The 14,621-nt window shown below is 73.3% G+C and carries 11 protein-coding genes; 5 read left to right on the top strand and 6 right to left on the bottom strand.

Going from position 1 to position 14,621, the window contains the following annotated elements:
• Window positions 1-153 precede the first annotated feature (153 nt).
• Entirely contained in the window at window positions 154-2,079 is a 1,926-nt protein-coding gene (locus KBY32_RS03295) for a glycosyltransferase (RefSeq protein ID WP_210978777.1), read from the top strand.
• A 3-nt stretch (window positions 2,080-2,082) separates the two neighbouring features.
• Entirely contained in the window at window positions 2,083-2,688 is a 606-nt protein-coding gene (gene rfbC / locus KBY32_RS03290; RefSeq protein WP_210978776.1) for a dTDP-4-dehydrorhamnose 3,5-epimerase, read from the top strand.
• A 23-nt stretch (window positions 2,689-2,711) separates the two neighbouring features.
• On the opposite strand, the gene KBY32_RS03285 is transcribed toward rfbC, so the two are convergent.
• From KBY32_RS03285 to KBY32_RS03260, 6 genes are all read right to left on the bottom strand, one after another.
• Window positions 2,712-3,515: a class I SAM-dependent methyltransferase gene (locus tag KBY32_RS03285; RefSeq protein ID WP_210978775.1), complete on the bottom strand. Its 804-nt coding sequence runs from the start codon at window positions 3,513-3,515 to the stop codon at window positions 2,712-2,714.
• Window positions 3,502-4,383 carry a dTDP-4-dehydrorhamnose reductase gene (rfbD, locus tag KBY32_RS03280; RefSeq protein WP_210978774.1) on the bottom strand — a complete coding sequence of 294 codons (882 nt, stop codon included), beginning with the start codon at window positions 4,381-4,383 and terminating at the stop codon, window positions 3,502-3,504. The genes KBY32_RS03285 and rfbD overlap by 14 nt, the downstream gene beginning before the upstream one ends.
• The gene (gene rfbB, locus KBY32_RS03275) at window positions 4,380-5,363 is read right to left on the bottom strand and encodes a dTDP-glucose 4,6-dehydratase (protein ID WP_210978773.1); all 984 of its coding nucleotides are present in this window, start codon (window positions 5,361-5,363) and stop codon (window positions 4,380-4,382) included. The genes rfbD and rfbB overlap by 4 nt, the downstream gene beginning before the upstream one ends.
• Window positions 5,360-6,427, bottom strand: a complete 1,068-nt coding sequence (locus KBY32_RS03270; protein WP_055624489.1) for a glucose-1-phosphate thymidylyltransferase — start codon at window positions 6,425-6,427, stop codon at window positions 5,360-5,362. The genes rfbB and KBY32_RS03270 overlap by 4 nt, the downstream gene beginning before the upstream one ends.
• 83 nt (window positions 6,428-6,510) lie before the next feature.
• Window positions 6,511-8,967: a SpoIIE family protein phosphatase gene (locus tag KBY32_RS03265; RefSeq protein WP_210978772.1), complete on the bottom strand. Its 2,457-nt coding sequence runs from the start codon at window positions 8,965-8,967 to the stop codon at window positions 6,511-6,513.
• A 154-nt stretch (window positions 8,968-9,121) separates the two neighbouring features.
• The gene (locus KBY32_RS03260) at window positions 9,122-10,471 is read right to left on the bottom strand and encodes a S1 family peptidase (RefSeq protein WP_210978771.1); all 1,350 of its coding nucleotides are present in this window, start codon (window positions 10,469-10,471) and stop codon (window positions 9,122-9,124) included.
• Window positions 10,472-11,189: 718 nt separating this feature from the next.
• On the opposite strand from KBY32_RS03260, the gene KBY32_RS03255 reads away from it, so the two are divergent.
• The 3 genes from KBY32_RS03255 to KBY32_RS03245 all read left to right on the top strand — a co-directional run bounded on the left by KBY32_RS03255 (window position 11,190) and on the right by KBY32_RS03245 (window position 14,621).
• Entirely contained in the window at window positions 11,190-11,405 is a 216-nt protein-coding gene (locus KBY32_RS03255) for a hypothetical protein (RefSeq protein ID WP_055624467.1), read from the top strand.
• A 187-nt stretch (window positions 11,406-11,592) separates the two neighbouring features.
• A complete protein-coding gene (locus KBY32_RS03250; protein WP_055624468.1) occupies window positions 11,593-12,399 on the top strand; it encodes an HlyD family efflux transporter periplasmic adaptor subunit in 807 nt (268 codons plus the stop codon).
• Window positions 12,396-14,621 carry an NHLP family bacteriocin export ABC transporter peptidase/permease/ATPase subunit gene (locus KBY32_RS03245; RefSeq protein ID WP_115507041.1) on the top strand — a complete coding sequence of 742 codons (2,226 nt, stop codon included), beginning with the start codon at window positions 12,396-12,398 and terminating at the stop codon, window positions 14,619-14,621. Before KBY32_RS03250 ends, KBY32_RS03245 begins: the two co-directional genes overlap by 4 nt.

Genomic DNA, 14,621 nt, shown 5'->3' with positions numbered 1-14,621 from the left:
GGCTAACCGGCGCCCAGGGCCGCGCGCGGGGACTCCCCGTGCCACCCGGGTGTCGTCCCGTACCGGACGAATACGGTGCACAGGGCTGGCTTCCGGCCACGAAGGCCGTAATCTGACGCAAACGCCCGGCGACGGGAGGGGGCTCGGAGGCCGATGCCGGTCAAGGTGAGCGTGGTCGTCCCCGTGTACAACCCCGGGGCGCACATCGAGGAGTGCGTGGCGTCCCTGCTGCGGCAGTCCATGCCACCGGACGCGTACGAGGTGATCTTCGTCGACGACGGCTCCACCGACGGCACCGGGGAGCGGCTGGACGAACTGGCCGCCGCGGACCCCCGGGTGAGGGTGTTCCACCAGGAGAACTCCGGCTGGTCGGGCAGACCGCGCAACGTCGGGATCGCCGCCGCGCGCGGCACGTACGTGATGTTCGTCGACAACGACGACCATCTGGGCGACGAGGCCCTGGAGCGGATGTACGCCTACGGTACGGCCCAGGACGCCGATGTGGTCGTCGGCAAGATGGCCGGGCGGGGCCGGGGGGTGCCGGTGGAGCTGTTCCGCCGCAACCACCCGCGGGCGACCGTGGCGAACGCCCCGCTGATCGACAGTCTCACCCCGCACAAGATGTTCCGCCGGGCGTTCCTCGACGCGACCGGCCTGCGCTTCCCGGAGGGCCGACGCCGTCTGGAGGACCACGTCTTCGTCACCGAGGCGTATCTGCGGGCGGGCAACGTCGCGGTGCTCGGCGACTACGTCTGCTACTACCACGTCCGGCGCGACGACTCCTCCAACGCCGGTTTCCAGCGCATCGATCCGGTCGGCTACTTCAAGAACCTCCGTGAGGCCCTGGACGTCGTCGAGCGGTACACCGAGCCCGGTCCGCTGCGGGACCGGCTGTTCCGGCGGTGGCTGCGGGTGGAGATGGTCGAGCGGATGCGCGGGCGCCGGCTGCTGGATCTGCCGCCCGACCACCGGCGGGAGCTGTTCACACAGATGCACGAGGTCGTCGTGGAGCGCTTCGGGCCGGGCGTCGCGGCCGGGCTGCAGCCCACGCAGCAGGTCGTCGCCGCGCTGATCGCCGTCGACCGCTACGACGCCGTGGAGGAGTTCGCCGGCTGGGAGGCCGGCATCGCCCTGACGGCGCTCCCCGGCCGGGTGGAGTGGGAGGACGGCGTGCTGAAGGTCGGGTTCACCGCCGAGTACACCGTCGCGGGGGCGCCGATGACCTTCTCCCCCGGCTCGTCCGCCCCTCCGCTCGACGGGCCGCCGGAGGATCTGGCGGCGGCCGTGGAGTGGGTCGGCGCGGACACCGTGGCCCGGTTCGGGCAGGCCGGCGCCGATCTGCTGCTGCGCGAACGCGCGGGCGGCGCCCAGTACTTCCAGCCGGTGGAGGTCACCCGGGAGCGGGTGCCGGTGGACGACGGGGACCGGTTCCGGCTGGTGCTGCGCGCGCGGGCCACGGTCGATCCGGCCGGGCTCGCCGGTGCCGGGCTGTGGGACGCGGTGGTACGGGTCAAGCTGGGCGGCTGGACGAAGGAGTGCCGGCTGGGCCCCGCGCCCGGCACGGACCGGCCCGCCCCGTTCGCCGCGCTGTCGGGCGGCCGTACGGTCCTGCCGTACTGGACGTCCCCGCACGCGTGTCTCGCCCTGGACGTCGACCGGGCCACCCGGCGCGTCGCGCTCGGCACGCTCACCCCGGACGACGCCGACGTCACGGACGGCCGTTTGCGCGTCCGGCTCCCGCTGCACGTGCCCGGCGACGGCGCCGAGGCGCCCCTGCGCCTGGAAGCGGCCGGCATCCGTCACGACGTACCGGCCGTCCTGAGCCCGCACGGCCCGGGCGCCGTCCTCGTCGCGGACCTGCCGCTCGACGGGCGGCTGCGCGGCGGGAGGTGGCGCCTCGCGCTCGGCGTGCCGGGGCCGCGCTTCCTGCCGTTGCCCGTCGCCCTCCGGGTGCGGGCCGGCGGTGCCCGTGTGGTCCGGGCGCCCGGCCGGGGCCCGCTGCGGCGGCGACTGCGGGCGACGGCGCTGGGCCGGACGGCGGCCCGGCTGCGTGCCCGGGCCCGGGCACGGAGGGGATGACGGATGCGGCCCCTCGGGATCGACGGCGCGTGGGTGCTCGAACCCCAGCTGTTCGAGGACGACCGGGGCACGTTCCACGAGTGGTACCGGGGTGGGGAGTTCCGCGAGGCCACCGGTCACGATCTGACTCTGGCGCAGGCGAACTGCTCGGTCTCCCGGCGGGGCGTGCTGCGCGGCCTGCACTACGCGGACGTACCGCCCGGACAGGCCAAGTACGTGACGTGTGTGCGCGGCGCCGTCCTCGACGTGGTGGCCGACATCCGCGTCGGCTCCCCCACGTTCGGGCAGTGGGAGGCGGTGCGTCTGGACGACGACGGCCGGCGCGCGGTGTTCCTCGCCGAGGGACTCGGGCACGCCTTCATGGCGCTCACCGACGACGCCACCGTGGTCTACCTGTGCTCCACCGGGTACGACCCGCGCCGCGAGCACACCGTCGACGCCCTCGACCCCGCGCTCGGCATCACCTGGCCGGACGGCCTCACGCCGGTCCTCTCGCCCAAGGACGCGCGGGCCCCCTCGCTGGCCGAGGCCCAGGAGGCGGGGCTCCTGCCGTCGTACGAAGCGTGCCGGGCGCGGTACGCGCGGATGCGGGGTGGGGAGCCGGGCTGAGGGCGTCTCAGGACACCGAAGGGCTACCGAGGGGCGACCGCCCGTTCCACCGCCGCGCGCAGCGGCTCCCAGCCCCGGGTGCGCGGCAGGCCCAGGCGCCGGGCGCGGATCAGCGGGTCCCAGAAGCCAGCGTCCAGCAGGGTCCGCGGCGGCACCGCGCCGGTGCGGTCGAGGACGGCCTCGGGGACCTTCTGCGGGTCGGGGACGTCGTAGTCGGCGACGATCTCGTCGTACTTGTCGCGCAGCACCGTGCTGCGGGGGTCGGCGCCGAGGACGACGAGCTGGCCGGTGGGCCGGGTGTCGACGGGGACGGCGAGCAGGTCGGGGCGGTACCGGGCCAGGATGTCGGCGAGTTTGAAGACGTCGCCGGTCCAGGCGTCCGTGTGCCGGTCGCGGGCCGCCTCGTCGGTGGTGCGCGGCAGCATGTCGTCGAAGACGATCACGCTCGTCCATTCGGCGTACCGCTCGACGTTCATGAAGTCCCGCAGCGCGTACTCGAAGAGGTGCATGCCGTCGATGAACGCCAGGTCGATCACGGGGCGGCGCCAATATCCGAGCGGGTGGCGGCCGCGGCGCAGATTGCGCAGCGGGTGGCGGCCGCCCTTGAGGTGGATCAGGGGGTCGGGGCGGGCGAAGAAGTCGTCGCTGGTGGCCCGGACGAGGTGGACGTCGCAGCGGAGTTCGGTGACGACCTTGAAGGCCGGGTCGACGGCGACGCTGGGCACGCGGGACAGGCGCAGGCTGCGGCCGTCGTTGACGCCGATCTCCAGGTAGGTGCGGTTGCCGCTGACCTTGTGCAGTTCCTTCAGGAACTCATGGCGTTTCACGAAGGGTCTCCTCGCGGATCTCGGGCAGGGCTTCGTGCAGGGCGGCGCGCCAGTCGCGCTGCGGCGGCAGGCCGAGCCGCCGCAGCCGGCCGTGCGCGAGGACGCTGTACGCGGGGCGGGGCGCGGGCCGGGGAAAGGCGGCACCGCCGACCGGGCGCACCCGTGCGGGGTCGGCGCCGAGGCCGGCGAACACCTCGCGGGCCAGCTCGTACCAGGTGGATTCACCGGCGTTGGTGGCGTGCAGGACGCCGGTGACGTCGTGGCCCACCCGCGGGCCCAGCCGGACGAGGGTCCGGGCGAGGTCGGCGCTCCAGGTGGGCTGACCGCGCTGGTCGTCGACGACGTCGACGGTGCCACGGTCCGCCTCCAGCCGGATCATGGTGCGGACGAAGCTGGGGCCGTGGACGCCGTACAGCCAGGCGGTGCGTACGACGGCGGCGGCGTGCGGGAGTTCGGCGAGGACGGCCCGTTCCCCGGCGAGTTTGGTGCGCCCGTAGGCGGTGCGGGGGCCGGGCGGGTGGTCCTCGGGGTAGGGGGCGTGGGCGTCCCCGGCGAAGACGTAGTCGGTGGAGACGTGGAGCAGCCGGGCGCCGTGCGCGGCGCAGGCGCGGGCGAGGACGCGGGGGCCGTCGGCGTTGACGCGCAGGGCGCGTTCCTCGTCGTGCTCGGCGTCGTCGACGGCGGTGTAGGCGGCGCAGTTGACGACCAGGGCGGGGTGGCGGGCGGCGAGGGCGCGGTCCACGGCGGCGGGGTCGGTGATGTCGAGGGCGGCGCGGCCGAGCGCGGTCACCGGTTCGCCGTGCGCGCGGAGTGCGGCGGCCGTGTCCCGGCCCAGCAGACCGCCCGCCCCGGTGACCAGCCACCTCATCCCCCTGCCTCCTCCCCCGCGCGCCGGGTCAGCGGCTCCCACCATGCGCGGTTCTCGCGGTACCAGGCGACGGTCTCGGCGAGACCGGTGGTGAAGTCGCGGCGCGGCCGGTAGCCGAGTTCGGTGCGGGCCTTGGTCCAGTCGACGCTGTAGCGCAGGTCGTGGCCCTTGCGGTCCTCGACGTGCTCCACCCGGTCCCAGCCGGCGCCGCAGGCGTCCAGCAGCAGTGCGGTCAGCTCCTTGTTGCTGAGTTCGGTGCCGCCGCCGATGTTGTAGGTCTCGCCGGAGCGGCCCCGGGTGCGGACGAGTTCGACGCCGTGGCAGTGGTCGTCGACGTGCAGCCAGTCGCGGACGTGGCGCCCGTCGCCGTACAGGGGCACGGGGTGCCCGTCGAGGAGGCGGGTGACGAACCGCGGGATCACCTTCTCGGGGAACTGGCGCGGGCCGTAGTTGTTGGAGCAGCGGGTGACGCGTACGTCGAGGCCGTGGGTGCGGTGGTAGGACAGCGCGAGGAGCTCGGCGGAGGCCTTGGAGGCGGAGTACGGCGAGCTGGGGCGCAGGGGGTCGTTCTCGCGGGCGGAGCCGGTGGCGAGGGAGCCGTAGACCTCGTCGGTGGAGATGTGCACGAAGGGGCCGACGCCGTGGCGCAGGGCGGCGTCGAGCAGGACCTGGGTGCCGACGACGTTGGTGAGGACGAAGTCGCCGGCGCCGGTGATCGACCGGTCGACGTGGGACTCGGCGGCGAAGTGCACGACCTGGCCGGCCTCGGCCATCAGCTTGTCGACGAGGGCGGTGTCGCGGATGTCGCCGCGCACGAAGGTCAGCCGGGGGTGGTCGGCGGGCAGGTTGTCCCGGCTGCCGGCGTAGGTGAGCTTGTCCAGCACGGTGACGTGGGGCGCGTCGGCGGAGCGCCGGGCGAGCAGGGCGCGGACGTACGCGGAGCCGATGAAGCCGGCGGCGCCGGTGACGAGGAGGTTCATGTGTGGATCTGCACCTTGCTGTGGTCGCCGAGGACGAGGCGGTGGGCGCTGGGCACACTGGGCGCGGGGGTGACCTCGACATGCCGGCCGATGAGGGAGGACTCGATCCGGCCCACGCCGTGGATGGAGGAGTCCCGCAGCACGATGGAGAACTCCAGTTCGCTGTCGGCGACATGGCAGTTCTCCGCTATGGAGGTGAACGGGCCGACGTAGGAGTCCTCCACGACGGTGCCCGAGCCGACGACGGCCGGGCCCACGATGCGGGAGTTGACGATGCGCGCCCCCTCCTCGACGACGACCCGGCCGACGGTCTGCGACCGCTCGTCGACCTCGCCGTCGATCCGGCGGGTGAGCCCCTCCAGGACGGTCCGGTTGACCTCCAGCATGTCGGCGACGTTCCCGGTGTCCTTCCAGTAGCCCTCGATGACGGTGCTGCGTACGTCGGCGTGCGCGTCGATGAGGTGCTGCAGGGCGTGGGTGATCTCCAGCTCGCCGCGCCAGGACGGGGTGACCTCGCGGACGGCGTCGTGGATGACGGGCGTGAACAGGTAGACGCCGACCAGGGCGAGGTCGCTCTTGGGGTGCCGGGGCTTCTCCTCCAGGCCGACGACCCGTCCGTCGGGGTCGAGTTCGGCGACGCCGAAGGGGCGGGGGTCCTTGACCCGGGTGAGCAGGATCTGGGCGTCGGGGCGGGTGCGCCGGAACGCGTCGACGACGCCGCTGATGCCGCCCACGATGAAGTTGTCGCCGAGGTACATGACGAAGTCGTCGTCGCCCAGCCAGTCACGGGCGACGAGCACGGCGTGCGCGAGGCCCAGCGGGCGTTCCTGCGGGATGTAGGTGACGTTCAGGCCGAACGCGGAGCCGTCGCCGACGGCGTCCTGGATCTCCCGGGCGGTGTCACCGACGATCACACCGACCTCGGTGATGCCGGCCGCGGCGATCGATTCCAGCCCGTAGAACAGCACGGCCTTGTTGGCGACCGGGACCAGCTGTTTGGCCGAGGTGTGCGTGATCGGCCTCAGGCGCGTACCGGCGCCACCGGACAGCACGAGAGCCTTCATCTGCTTCACCATAGCCCCGAATCCGCCGATTTGAGGCTGTCGGGACTGGCTGTTTCTGGACGCCCCGGCGCTTCGTGCCGGTGTCATCCGGAGAGGGCGAGCTCGCACCACACCTGTTTCCCGCCGCTGACGGGCACGGTCCCCCAGGCCGTCGTCATCGCCTCGACCAGCAGGATGCCGCGTCCGCCGGTGGCCTCCCAACTGATGCTCGTGGGGCGGACCGGAGTGCGCGGCGAGGAGTCGGCGACGGCGACCCGCAGCCGCCGGCCGACCAGGGTGAGGTCGAGGCGCACCTGTCCGTCGGTGTGCACGAGGGCGTTGGTGACGAGTTCGGACACGACGAGCAGGGCGGTGTCCCGGTCCTGCGGCGGCACCTGCCAGGCGCGCAGGGTGCGCCGGGTGAACCGGCGCGCGTGGCCGACCGCTTCGGGGACCCGCCACACGGCCCAGGTCTCGCGCAGCGGCCGTACGGCCATGCCGTCGTAGCGCATCAGGAGCAGGGCGATGTCGTCGTCGCGGTGCGCCCCGACGAGCAGCCCGTCGGCGACGAGTCCGAGGTGGGCGGGGTCGGCGGCGGAGAGCGCGGCGGCGAGCCGTTCGATGCCGGTGTCGATGTCGGCGTCCGCGGACTCCACGAGGCCGTCGGTGGTCAGGGCGAGGACGGTGCCGGGGCGCAGCCGCAGCGGGCTCATCGGGAAGACGGCCTCGCGCAGCACGCCGAGGGGCGGGCCGCCGTCGGCCTCGGCGACCTCGGTGCCGCCGTCCGGGTGGCGCAGCACTGGCGGCGGATGTCCGGCCCGTACGCACCAGGCGGAGCCCTCCTCCAGGTTCACCTCCACATAGCAGCAGGTGGCGAAGAGGTCGGTCTCCATGTCCATCAGCAGCCGGTTGGCGTGGTGGACGACGACGTCCGGCGGGTGTCCCTCGGCCGCGTAGGCGCGCAGCGCGGTGCGCATCTGGCCCATGAGGGTGGCGGCGGCCGCGCTGTGGCCCTGGACGTCGCCGATGACGAGGGCGACCCGGTGGTCGGGCAGCGGGATGACGTCGTACCAGTCACCGCCGACCTCGAGCCCCGCGGTGGTCGGCAGATAGCGGGCGACGGCCTCGGCGCCGGGCAGCCGGGGCAGCCGGCGGGGCAGCAGCTGGCGCTGGAGCATGCCGACGAGTTCGTGCTCGGCGTCGAAGGCGCGGGCCCGCAGCAGCGCCTGGCCCGCGAGCCCGGCGGAGGCGGTGAGCAGGGCGCGTTCGTCGGGCCCGAACTGGTGCGGGGTGTCCCAGCCGATCAGGCAGGCGCCGGCCATGGTGCCGCTCGCGGGCAGCGGGAGCACGGCGAGGCCGCCGGGGCCGACGTCGGCGAGGGCGGGCTCCAGCGGGGCCCCGGCCGGCCAGATCTGGGCGCGTCCCTCGCGCAGGGCGGCGGCGAGCGTCGGCATGGCACGCACGGGGGCGTCGGGCCACTCGGTGCGCCACTCCAGGCGCCACAGCGCGGGCCAGGACTCCGGGTCGGGCGGGTCGAGGACGGTGACGACTAGCCGGTCGTGCTCCAGTTCGGCGAGCGCGATGCGGTCGGCGCGCAGGGGTTCGCGCAGGGCGGTGACCACGGCGTGGCTGACGTCGCGGACGGTGCCGGCGGTGGCGAGGGCGGCGGCCAGGCGCTGGACGCGGGCGACGTCGGTGACCTCGGGGCGCAGGGTGGAGGCGTCGGCGACGGTGCCGACGAGCCGGGCGGGCCGGCCCTCGCCGCCGGGCAGCAGACGGCCGCGCAGCCGCAGCCAGCGGGGCGGTCCCGCGGGCTGCTCGACGCGGAACTCCAGCTCCCGGTCGCCGATGGACATGTGGTCGGCCTCGACGACGGACATCAGCGCGGGCAGGTCGTCCGGGACGGTCAGGCCCAGCAGGGTCTCCACCTTGCCGTCGAAGGCGGCGGGGGTCAGCCCGAACAGCCGCAGGAGGTCGGCGCCGACCTCGACATGGCCGCTGTCCACGGCGAGGCTGAACGCGTCGGGCGGCAGTTCGCCGCCGGCCTCGGCGACGAGCGGGGCGGGCAGGGTGACGGCACCGGCGATCAGTTCCAGACACTCGCGTTGCGTGTCGTCGAAGCCGTCGGGGTGCTCGGTGACGGCCAGCAGGCACCCGGTGACACCCTCGCCGCGGACGGGCAGCGCGGCCACGGAGTGGTCACAGGCCGGTATGCGCCGGGCCTCCGCGAAGCCGGCGAGGTCCCGGGGGCCGAGCCAGACGGGGCGGCCGGTGCGGTGGGCGTCGGCGGCCGGGGAGGGCCCGTTGAGGGCGTAGCCGTCCCGCAGGCCGTACAGGGACCGGGGCACGCCCGCGGACTCGTTGACGCAGAGCAGTTCGCCGGCGTCGTCCGGGGTGTAGAGGACGGCCAGGGAGGCGCCGCAGAAGACGAGCGCCTGTTCGAGTACCCGGCGCGAGCGCCCGGCAGGATCGGGCTCGGCGGCGAGTGCCTTCAGGACGTCCTCGACACGCCTGTTCCCCGTCCTGCCCTGCGTAGCGCCCTCTCCGACCACGTTCGCCATTACAGCGCCAATGCGCCACGTGCGCAGCCCCTGTGACGGTTCCGCGCGGCCGGGGCGGCGGGACGGCGAACGGCGGTCCGGCCCTCCCGCCGGAGGGCCGGACCGCCGTCGTGCCCGGGTGGATCACGCGGATCCGTTCAGGGGTGCCCGCGCGTCAGTTCCCGACGCCGTTGCCGACGATCTCGCCGAGGCCGTGGCCACCGCCGTTGGCGTTGCCGTTCGCGGCTCCGTTCCCGGCGTCCTGGCCGGCACCCGCGTCCTGGCCCGCTCCGGCCTCCTCGCCGGCGCCCGCGCCCGCGTCCTGACCGGCTCCGGCCTCCTCGCCCGCACCGGCACCCGCGTCCTGACCGGCTCCGGCGTCGTCACCGGCGCCCGCTCCGCCCGCGGCGTCGCCGTTGAGGGTGGCGCCGACGGCCGCGAGGGCGGTCGTCACCGGCTGGAAGAAGGTCTCGCCACCGACGGTGCAGTCGCCGCTGCCGCCGGAGGTGAGGCCGATCGCCAGTCCGTCCTGGGTGAACAGGGAGCCGCCGCTGTCGCCGGGCTCGGCGCACACGTCGGTCTGGATGAGCCCGGTGACCGTGCCCTCGGGGTAGTTCACGGTGGCGTCGAGGCCGGTGACCTGACCGTCGCTCAGACCGGTCGTGCTGCCCATCCGGAAGACCTGGAGGCCGACCGTGGCGTCCGCGGCCTGACTGATCGGGACCGTCTGCTGACCGAGGTTGACCTCGCTGGGCGCCTGGGTCGCCGGGTCGTCGTACTTCACGAGCGCGAAGTCCCCGGCACCCGGGAACGTCGCCTGGTCGACGGTGGCGATGGGCTGCCCGCCCTGCGCGTCGGACCACTGCTCGGCCGCGACCCCGCAGTGACCGGCGGTCAGGAAGGCCGGGCTGCCGTCGCCCGCGGTGACGTTGAAGCCCGCGGAACAGCGCGCGCCGCCCGCGAAGATGGCGTCGCCGCCGGAGAGGAAGGTCTTGAAGGTGCCGGCCGACTTCTTGACGCTCGCCATGCCGGAGCCGAGGCTCTCGACGGTGGACTCGAGGCGGTCCCAGTTCCGGCCGGTGACCGTGCTGTCGGCGGTGACGACGATCTTGTTCGTTCTGGGGTCGACCGCCCACGCCGTGCCCGGGATGGTCGCCTCGGACTTCAGGGTCTGCGCACCCGTCTTGAGCTCGGCCAGGCTGTTGGCGACCTCGCGGACCTTGGCTCCCGCCTTCTTGGCCTGCACCACCACCTCGTTGTCGTCGCCGTTCACGACGTTCACCACGAGCTGCTTGCTGCCGGCGTCGTAGTACGAGCCGGCGAAGGAGTCGCCGAGCAGTCCCGCGAGGCGCGAGGCGAGATCCGAGGCGTCCGCCGCCTTCAGGGTCTTGGGGGCGGCTGCGGCGTCCGGTGCGGCGTCCTGCGACGCGTTGGCGTTCGGCAGAAGGATCGCCGCCGCTCCGAGCGCCGCCACGCCGCCCGCGGCTATCGCGGCCTTGCGCTTCGGCATTCGCTTGTGACTCAAACTTCTCGACCTCCTGGGGGACGGGGTCTGCTGCCGCCGTTCGTCCGGCGGCTGTTTCTCGGGCGCCTGGTTGGCAGTTGGTACGCGCCGGGCGGCCGGAGTGTTCAACTCCGTTCGCAGAAGCGTCGTTCGGGGTGTTGGAGCGGCCACGCGACGGGCGCGGATCTCGGGGTGCCGAAGCGACCACGCGGGGGGCGCGGATGGGTGTCCGCGAGGCGAGAGGCGGACAGGTGCGAGCAGACACCGTCCGCAGTCGGTCGATCGCGGTCAGTCGCGAATCAGGAGCGGAATCCCAGCTTCAGTGAATCTGCACATTCAATACTCAACCAAGTCACCGTGGCCCGGGGTTCCGCACCGGGCGCTACCGCCGGTCACCCCCTTGGGGCCGGAGTGTCGCTTTCGCCGCCGTCCCCGCCGGCGCCCGCGGGCCCGGCGCGACCGCCGGTACGCGCCGATGCTGTGCGGCGTGTGAAGAAGTCGCCGACAAGACGTGACCGCCCCTGCACGAATTCCCACACCGGGCCCTCAAGTGCCCTGACAGGGCATTCGTTTGATTGGAAGCCCGCACCCGCGCCGTGCTTTGATCCATCGCACCGCGGGGGCCGCCAACGGCTTTCCCGGAAACGGGGCGCCGGGCGCCTGCGGTCGCGGCCGTCATCTGTCCCCAGAGGGGGCCGCTCCCCCTTGTGAAATATCCATTAGGAAGGGAAGTTCCACCATGAACTCCACCCCCCAGGTTGCGACCGTCGAGATCTCCGACGCCGAGCTCGACAACGTCTCCGGCGGCCTGCAGGTCAACGCCGTGAACGGTGCCCTCGACGCGGTCAACGGCATCGCCCCGGTGTCCGGCCTGCTCAACACGGTCGTCGGCACCGTGGAGGGTGTCACCGGCCTGAACACCGCCCCGGTCACGGGCCTGGTCGCCGGTCTCTGATCGCGCCTTTCGTACCACCGAGTCCCGGAGCCGTCACCCGGCTCCGGGACTCTTGGGCGTCACAAAACAGGAAATCCCCTGAACGAAAAGCAGGAACGAAACACCGTGAAGGGATTTCGGCCCCGCCCCGCAGCACGACCGGTATTCACATGCCGGTCTCCACTCATCCGCAGGTGAGGGAAATTCCGTGCAGTTCCGCCAACAGGCCCTCGCCAAGCTTCAGTCGCCGGAGGAGCTCGACCTTCCGGTGCGCTTCGCCCGCCCGCAGGGCTGGCTCGTCCTCTGTGTGACCGTGGTCGTGATGGCCGCCGCGTCCGTGTGGGCGGTGACCGGTTCGGTCGCCTCCACCGTCAGCGCGCCCGCCATCCTCACCCACGGCCAGGGCAGCTACATCCTGCAGAGCCCGGTCGCCGGGCAGGTCACCTCCGTCGTCGCCGAACAGGGCCGCCGGCTCCCGGCGAACGCCCCCGTCCTGAAGGTCCGTACCGCCCGCGGCGAGACCGTCGTGCGCACGGTCGCACCGGGACGGATCACCGCGCTCGCCGCGACCATCGGGCAGATCGTCCAGACCGGCGCGAACGTCGCCGCCGTCGAGAAGGTCGCCCGCGCCGGGGACCCGCTGTACGCGACGGTGTACGTCCCCGCCGAGAACGCCGCCGCCATCCCCGAGCACGCCGCGGTGGACCTCACCGTGCAGTCGGTGCCGACCCAGGAGTACGGCGTGCTGCGCGGCCATGTGAAGTCGGTGGACCGCTCCGTGCAGTCGCCGCAGCAGATCGCCGGATTCCTCGGGGACACCCAGCTCGGCGAGCAGTTCACCAAGGAGGGACGCCCGGTCGCCGTCCTCGTGAAGCTCGACCGCAAGGCCGGCACGAAGAGCGGCTACGCCTGGTCGTCCGCCGACGGACCGCCGTTCACCCTCCCCTCCATGACCCTGGCCGAGGCCTCCATCCGGCTCGCCGACCAGCGTCCCGTCGACTGGCTGCTGCCATGAGCACCGCACAGCAGACGCGCGGCCGACGCCGCGCCGCCGCTCCCCCGAAGCGCCCCGTGCCCAAGGGCCGGGCGAAGACCGTCCGCACCCCCACCGTGCTCCAGATGGAGGCCGTCGAGTGCGGCGCCGCCTCCCTCGCGATGGTGCTAGGCCACTACGGCCGGCACGTCCCGCTGGAGGAACTGCGCATCGCGTGCGGTGTCTCCCGGGACGGCTCGCGCGCCAGCAATCTGCTGAAGGCGGCCCGCGGCTACGGCCTGACCGCCAAGGGCATGCAGATGGACACGGCCGCCCTCGCCGAGGTGAAGGCGCCGGCCATCCTCTTCTGGGAGTTCAACCACTACGTCGTCTTCGACGGCATGGGCCGCCGCTTCGGCCGCCGGGGCGTGTACGTCAACGACCCCGCCAAGGGCCGTCGTTTCGTGCCCATGGAGGACTTCGACGGCAGCTTCACCGGGGTCGTCCTGGTCATGGAGCCCGGCGAGGGCTTCACCCGCGGCGGACGCAAGCCGGGGGTGCTCGGCGCGATGCCCGCCCGGCTGCGCGGCACCGCGGGCACCATGCCCGCGGCCGTCCTCGCGAGCCTGCTGCTGGTGGCGGTCGGCGCGGCGGTGCCCGCCCTGAGCCGCACCTATATCGACATGTTCCTGATCGGGGGCCAGACCTCCCTGCTGGGCACGCTGTTCGCGGCCATGGGGACCTGTGTCGCGCTGACCGTGGTGCTGACCTGGCTGCAGCAGGCGAACCTGCTGCGCGGCCGGATCATCTCCTCCACCCTTTCCAGCGCCCGCTTCCTGCGCCATCTGCTGCGGCTGCCCGTGACGTTCTTCTCCCAGCGCAGCCCCGCCGACCTGGTGCAGCGGCTCCAGTCGAACGACGCGGTCGCCGAGACGCTGGCCCGCGACCTCGCGGCGGCCGGCGTGGACGCGGTCGTCGTCGTCCTCTACGCGGTGCTCCTCTACACCTACGACCCGCAGCTCACGTTCGTCGGCATCGGTGTCGCCCTGCTGAACATCGTCGCGATGCGGGTGGTGATCCGGCTGCGGGCCACCCGTACGGCGAAGCTGCGCGCGGACAGCGCGCGGCTGACCAACACCGCCTACACGGGCCTCCAGCTCATCGAGACCATGAAGGCGACCGGCGGTGAGGACGGCTACTTCCGCAAGTGGGCCGGGCAGCACGCGACCACGCTGGAGGAGCAGCAGCGCCTCGGTGTGCCGAGCGCCTGGCTCGGCGTGGTCGCCCCCACCCTCGCCACGCTCAACAGCGCCCTGATCCTGTGGATCGGCGGCATGCGCGCGATCGAGGGGGGCATCTCCGTCGGTCTGCTGGTCGCCTTCCAGGCGCTGGTGACCCGGTTCACCGCCCCGATCACCCGGCTCAACGGCGTCGCGGGGCGCATCCAGGACTTCGCGGCGGACGTGGCCCGGCTGAAGGACGTGGAGAACTTCGAGGCGGACCCGCTCTACGGCCGCCCCGGCGCGGGCGAGTCCACCCGCCGGCTGCACGGGCATGTGGAGCTGGAGAACATCACCTTCGGCTACAGCCCGCTGGACAAGCCGCTGCTGAGCGGCTTCGACCTGACCGTCGGACCGGGCCGGCAGGTGGCGCTGGTCGGCGGCTCGGGCAGCGGCAAGTCGACCGTGTCCCGGCTGATCTCGGGTCTGTACGCCCCCTGGGAGGGCGTCATCCGGATCGACGGCCGGCGGATCGAGGACATCCCGCGCGGGGCGCTCGCCGCCTCCGTCTCCTTCGTCGACCAGGAGGTGTTCCTGTTCGAGGGCACCGTCCGGGACAACGTGGCCCTGTGGGACCCGTCCGTCCCGGACGAGGCGGTGGAGGAGGCGCTGCGCGACGCGGCCCTGTACGACGTGGTGATGCGCCGCCCCGGCGGTATCCGCAGCCGGGTCGAGCAGGACGGCCGGAACTTCTCCGGCGGGCAGCGCCAGCGCCTTGAGATCGCGCGGGCGCTGGTGCGCCGCCCCAGCATCCTGGTGCTCGACGAGGTGACCAGCGCGCTCGACGCCGAGACCGAGCTGGTCGTGATGGACAATCTGCGCCGGCGCGGCTGCGCCTGTGTGGTGATCGCGCACCGGCTGAGCACGGTCCGCGACAGCGACGAGATCGTGGTGCTCCAGCACGGCACGATCGTCGAACGCGGACGGCACGAGGAGCTGGTGGCGCTCGGCGGCGCCTACGCGGCCCTGGTCAAGGAGCGGTGA

The sequence above is a fragment of the Streptomyces sp. RK62 genome, from assembly GCF_018070255.1.
Lineage (GTDB): Bacteria > Actinomycetota > Actinomycetes > Streptomycetales > Streptomycetaceae > Streptomyces > Streptomyces nigra.
Note: the sequence above shows the minus strand (reverse complement) of the source record. Positions and strands in the feature narration are given on the sequence as shown.